The sequence below is a fragment of the Mucilaginibacter sp. genome, from assembly GCF_036568825.1.
In the GTDB taxonomy this organism is placed as follows: domain Bacteria; phylum Bacteroidota; class Bacteroidia; order Sphingobacteriales; family Sphingobacteriaceae; genus Mucilaginibacter.
The window spans coordinates 1-5,901 of sequence record NZ_DATCRU010000053.1 but is presented as its reverse complement, the minus strand read 5'-3'; the positions used below and the strand labels follow the sequence as shown (position 1 = coordinate 5,901).

At 41.2% G+C, this 5,901-nt stretch carries 6 protein-coding genes; 2 read left to right on the top strand and 4 right to left on the bottom strand.

Annotated features, from left to right (window positions below; genetic code table 11):
- Positions 1–283 precede the first annotated feature (283 nt).
- From VIM89_RS10205 to VIM89_RS10195, 3 genes are all read right to left on the bottom strand, one after another.
- A complete protein-coding gene (locus tag VIM89_RS10205) occupies positions 284–1,165 on the bottom strand; it encodes a class I SAM-dependent methyltransferase (protein ID WP_488156047.1) in 882 nt (293 codons plus the stop codon).
- A 108-nt stretch (positions 1,166–1,273) separates the two neighbouring features.
- Positions 1,274–2,026, bottom strand: coding sequence for an ABC transporter ATP-binding protein (locus VIM89_RS10200; RefSeq protein ID WP_488156046.1), 753 nt, complete (start codon positions 2,024–2,026; stop codon positions 1,274–1,276).
- On the bottom strand, positions 2,023–2,754 hold the full coding sequence (locus tag VIM89_RS10195; protein WP_488156045.1) for an MlaE family ABC transporter permease: 732 nt from the start codon (positions 2,752–2,754) through the stop codon (positions 2,023–2,025). The genes VIM89_RS10200 and VIM89_RS10195 overlap by 4 nt, the downstream gene beginning before the upstream one ends.
- Positions 2,755–2,954: 200 nt before the next feature.
- Here VIM89_RS10195 and VIM89_RS10190 point away from each other — a divergent pair, with 200 nt between their 5' ends.
- Positions 2,955–3,515: an outer membrane beta-barrel protein gene (locus tag VIM89_RS10190; RefSeq protein WP_488156044.1), complete on the top strand. Its 561-nt coding sequence runs from the start codon at positions 2,955–2,957 to the stop codon at positions 3,513–3,515.
- Here VIM89_RS10190 and VIM89_RS10185 read toward each other — a convergent pair.
- On the bottom strand, positions 3,512–4,519 hold the full coding sequence (locus VIM89_RS10185) for a hypothetical protein (protein WP_488156043.1): 1,008 nt from the start codon (positions 4,517–4,519) through the stop codon (positions 3,512–3,514). The genes VIM89_RS10190 and VIM89_RS10185 overlap by 4 nt on opposite strands.
- Before the next feature lie 658 nt (positions 4,520–5,177).
- Between VIM89_RS10185 and VIM89_RS10180 the strand changes: the two genes are divergently transcribed.
- A complete protein-coding gene (locus VIM89_RS10180; protein WP_488156042.1) occupies positions 5,178–5,882 on the top strand; it encodes an SDR family NAD(P)-dependent oxidoreductase in 705 nt (234 codons plus the stop codon).
- The last annotated feature ends 19 nt before the right edge of the window (positions 5,883–5,901 follow it).

The window sequence follows — 5,901 nt, the reverse complement described above, 5'->3', positions numbered from 1 at the left end:
GGGGTAAAGTGATTAGCATTCCGAACGGCTTCCTACAGCCAATGACAAATCGTAATCTTTTTCTTTACCCTTTTCTTCTGCACTAAATCTACTCTTAACTCACATTGTTTTTATCCTATCCACAAACATAGGATGACAAATTGGCCGTCGTGTCATTGCGATGAAACGGCCTGCGCGGTGAGGAAGCAATCGCGAACTGTGCGTGTCCGCCCTGTAAAGCATGCGATTGCTTCGTTGCGCGGCTCACACCACCCGCCTTGCGCCTCGCAATGACATAATGGAATTAAACCTTATAAAGCTTCCCAAACACCCCCAAAGGCAGTTTAACCCCGGACGTTGCCTGCAGGTAAAGTTCACCTGTTTCCAGGTTCTGAACTTTCGGATAAGAGCTTCTGATTAAATTTTCAATAATGACCGACGAAAATCCAAGCGAATAGGCATTCAGGATTAAAAAATGTTCCTGCGGATCGAGGAGCTGTACTACATCCTGCATCATTTCGTTGATATGATCTTCCAGTTTCCATTTTTCACCACTTGGGCCGTGGCCATAAGCGGGGGGATCTAAAATGATACCGTTATATTTTTTGCCTCTCTTTACTTCGCGCTTTACAAACTTCAGCGCATCTTCAACAACCCAGCGGATATTAGTCAAACCGGATAATTCCTGGTTCTCATTAGCCCAGTTTACGACTTGTTTAATAGAATCAACGTGCGTAGTATCAGCACCTGCCGCCTGTGCTGCTAACGAAGCTCCGCCCGTATAGGCAAACAAGTTGAGCACTTTTGGTTGAGGTGTCTTAAATTTTTTAATGACCTGCGATGAATAATCCCAGTTAACCGCCTGCTCAGGAAATATGCCAACGTGCTTGAATGAGGTCAGCGCCAGGCGGAATTTTATAGCGATCTCAGGATTTTTATACTCGATATGCCAGCGGTCGGGGATATTATTGTTCTTTTTCAGCCAATCACCGGATGTGGCGGAACGTCCTTTGAACTTAATATGATGTAATTTCTGCCATTCAGACTGCGGCAATTGCTTGCTCCAAACCGCCTGCGGTTCAGGACGGATCAGAATTATATTGCCAAAACGCTCCAGCTTTTCAAAATCGCCGCAATCAATCAGCTCATAATCTTTCCAGTAAGTGGGGGTGAGAAGTTGGATCATTTCTTGAGATAGTGACTAGTTAATCAGTGATCAGTTATCAGGCTGCAAATATAGTTAATTCATTTTTACGCGATTCCTGGTCACTGATAACCGGTAACCGGTCACTGATCACAGCTTCTCCCTCGCCGCTTTCATAAACTTGCTGGCGAATACAAAATCGTTGAGTTCTTTGTTGTCGGTGTGCGCGATGTCGTGATTGGTGCCTTCCCACCATTTTTGGCCATTGTAGAGGAATATAATATGGTCGCCGATACCCATTACTGAGTTCATATCGTGGGTAACCACTACAGTAGTGATGTTGTACTCCTCGGTTAGTTCAGAAATTAGTTCATCGATCAGGATGGAGGTAAGCGGATCTAGGCCTGAGTTAGGTTCATCCACAAACAGATATTTTGGCTGCATGGAGATGGCACGGGCAATACCCACACGCTTTTTCATCCCGCCGGATAACTCAGAAGGGAAAAGCTTGTTTTTACCTTCCAGGTTCACACGTTTTAGGCAGAAGTTTGCCCGGTCGAGTTTTTCCTCTTTGCTTTGATCGGTAAATAAATTGAGGGGAAACATGATATTTTCTTCCACCGTCATCGAATCGAACAGGGCAGAGTTTTGAAACAACATACCTATCTCCTTACGGATGTGCACTCTTTCGCTGAAATGCATGTCTGTAAAATTATGGCCGTCATACAATACATCGCCTTTCGTTGGTTCATGCAGTCCTACAATACACTTTAACAATGTGGTTTTTCCCGAACCCGAACCGCCGATAATGAGATTATTTTTACCCGGCCTGAAGTTGGCTGTTATCCCCCGCAATACCTCATTATTACCAAAGGTTTTATAAATGTCTTTAATTTCGATCATAGTAATACTTTGGAGATAATCAGGTCGGCAAAAAGGATCATGATACAGCTATACACCACGCCGCGTGTAGCAGCCTGGCCCACTTCAAGCGCTCCACCCGAAGTATAAAAGCCCTGGTAGGCGCAAATAGACGTTATAATAAATCCGAATGCGAGAGATTTGACAGCACAAACGGTAACGATAACGGTGTTAAAACCATCTGTCAAACCTGTAAGGTAATCAGTAGTAGATACAGTGTTCGACACAGCACATGCCAGGTAGCCCCCGCCAAGCCCCAATAAAACTGAAATGATAACCAGTAAGGGTACCATCGAAACCCCTGCAATGATCTTTGGCGATACGATATAACCCGGAGTATTGACGCCCATAATTTCAAGCGCATCAATTTGCTCCGTAACACGCATTGTGCCTATTTGCGAGGCTATGCTCGACCCGATACGTCCGGCCAGCACAAGAGCCGATATTGTCGGACTAAATTCCAATATGGTAGAATCCCTGGTGATGCCGCCAACAACGGATTTGGGGACCAGATCGCTTATCAGCTGGAAGGCTGTTTGTATGGTAGCTACCGCACCGATAAACACAGAAATAATGACGATGATGCCTAATGAACCTATTCCCTGCGATACCATTTCGCGCATTACTTCGGCCCAGTAGACTTTGAATTTCTCTGGTTTTCTGAAACTTAACCACAAAAGGAGTATATATCTTCCTAAGCTATGAAACATTAAAATTTTTCTAAGGCGGTTAAAAATACATTTTTTCCGCTTTGGTTAGGTATTATTCGCTTCTGTATAATACTTAAAACGTTAGAATAATGTTTCGGAAAGGACTAATTTAAAAGGCTATAACTGTATCGATCTGATAATTATCGCCGTAGTGAAATAATAAATCCGATATTTATCACTTATCTGAACCTATTCATCATATGAAATTAAAATTACTCGTTTTTACCTTATTGCTTTGCAGCAGTTACGCTTTTTCTCAGACCAAAAACAATATCTCAGTGGTTTATGGTTTTAATGCCAATATGGTTGATATACATGGCGCAATTGGCGATTATGGCTATAACGATAAAAGCGGGCAATCCTATGGCTTAAGCTATACCCGCAGCTTCAATAAATTATTTTCATTAGAAACGGGTTTTTTATACTCCACCAATAAAGTGCAGTTGACCACTATAGGGCCGGCAGGAGGAATATATAACGGAGAGATACATATGGTGTCTGTCCCCGTTCTGGCTAAATGGACATTTCTGAAATATTTATACGGACAATGCGGAGTAATATTCGATAAAGAGACCAACTATACAGCAAATGATATAGTGGATGATCAGTCAGGCGTTGGAATTGAAATAGGGCTGGGCGGTAAATACAATTTAGGCCCTGTATCGGTATTTGTCAATCCATATTATGCTAATCACCGGTTTTATAATAGCAATAACCTGATGGAAGCCGGTATAAAGTTTGGCCTGGGATACAATTTTTAATTGGCAGCAATATAAGCCTTCTTCGCCTGCTCATCCAGTGATAGCGGGAAGCCACGATCCCAATTGATCGACTTTAACTGATACCTGGAACCGCGCATAACAGTATTATGCACCAATGACGAACCTTCATATTGTTTTATGCGCAGTGCCTGGGTGAAATTGCGGCGGTCAGTAAAGTTATACATTGCTTCCTCGTAATACAGCTTGTCGTTATAACGAATGGTGATCAGGTAACGGCCGCTTTGGGCACGGCGGTTAAATTCAGGTAGTTTAAACAGGAAAGTACTTTGATTATTTAAAGCACCAATGGTGGCGCTATTGGTATTCCCAACAAAACATTTACAATCCATTAAATCGTCATAATTGGTCACTTTTACTGATAAATTATAGATAGTCCTTGGACTATTGCTGACTAATACCCCCGAAAGCACTCTGCCGCCCGTACCAATAAAATGGAACAGCGGTACATCGTCAGGTTCATTTGATGGTTCCCTCGAAACAGTAACGGGAGTAGCCCTTTTATCAATTGTTATATTGTTTTTGACGAATTTGACAGGAATCGAACGTTTTTCAGCTTTTTTAGTTACTGCATCATGTTTTTTAGGCTCGATCTTGCTAACTACAGTTAAGTGGTCCTGTGACTCATCACTTGTCGCTTCAACTTGTTTCTGCACTTCTTTTTTTATAGGAATATCTCTTCTAACAGTAACATCAGAAGTTGGCTGAGCTGTAGCAATTTTTGAGATATTAAAACTCAAATTGGCATTGGTTACCTGTAGCTGCTTTTTATCTTTTTCGAGTTGATTGATCTCGTATTGACTTTGAATAGAGGTAACAGCCAGGTTGAGGACGGAAACGACAGTTACTGCAAAAATAATTCTGGTAACTAATACAGCTTCTTTTCTTATCGCTTCGTTTTTGGTGCGCCAGTCCTTCTTTAATAAGATGATAGCTATAATAGCAGTACCTATTGCACCGATTATTTGTATGAGGAGCATTAACATGGCAAGCAGATGTTGTTGGTTTCTACACAACCCGCATACCCTATATTTTGTTTGATTATTGGCTAACTATTTTTATTAAGAACAGAAATAATTAACTGTCAGGTGAATTGGCGTAGTTAGCCTGTAGCTGTATAATCGATCTGCCTGGTAAGAAGACGGAGGGATTTTCAAGGTAAATTTGATATTTGATTTGCGTTGCTACTCAGGTTTGATCAACCGGGATAGCATCGCTATTGATTAATCAAACAATTTTTTACCTCTGACAATTAAAGTTGCGATAATCAACACCAGTGGTGTTACACATACAACGATTCCGATTAATGTAGATGAGTTCATGACAATTGATTTTAAGGTTAAACATTTCTGATATAACCTATGCAATAAGTGTTCCCATTTTAAAAAAGCTTAGAATATGTATTAAAAAGCGTCATTTACTTATAATTAACAGGCAAAAAATACATAATTCGGGGAGCATATTCTACAAAACTGCTTTTTATGCTTATTCGCCGGTATAAATACCTGCAAAATCGTTTACCGTTAATTTCCCCCTGTTTACCGAGATTTTGTTCGTACTTCCCAAAAAGCATAATAACTTGTCCCCCAATCAAAATTAGATTTGTATTAACAACGGCGGGATAAAACCGAAACTAAACACAAAATGGAAAATGCATTAATAACCGGCGCAACTAAAGGAATGGGACGAGCAATCGCCATTGCTTTCGCTAAAGAAGGTGTTAACCTGGCTGTTTGTTCACGAAAAGAAAGCGAACTGAGTGAATTTAAACAGGAGCTCCTGGCAATTAACTCAAAGATAAAAGTATTTACTCAAGTAGCCGATGGCAGTGTAAAAGAGCAACTGCTCAAATTTGCAGGCGCTGCCGAACAGGAACTGGGTTTTATTAGTATTATAGTAAATAACCTTGGGATGTTCGATCCCATCAGCATATTGGATGAAAGCGAGGCAGCTTTTGAAAAGCAACTGAATACCAACTACATGCCTGCCTATTACCTGTACCGTTATTTCGGTAAAAGCATGATCGCTGCACGTGAGGGGCATATCTTCACTATTTGCTCAGTTGCAGCGCTTGATCCTATTGCCGCGGCTGGTACTTATAGTGTAACAAAAGCTGCACTATTGGGTCTCAGCAGAGTAATGCGATTGGAGATGATGCCTCATAATGTGAAAGTTACGGCAGTTATTCCAGGCTCAACACTTACCAATTCGTGGGAAGGTACCACGATACCTAAAGATCAATTTGTATTACCGGAAGATATTGCCTCGGCCATTGTAAATGTTTACAAAATGAGCTCCGGTGCCAATGTGGATGAACTGATAATAAAGCCTGTAGGAGGGCAGATTTAAGATATTATAGAAAAATAAT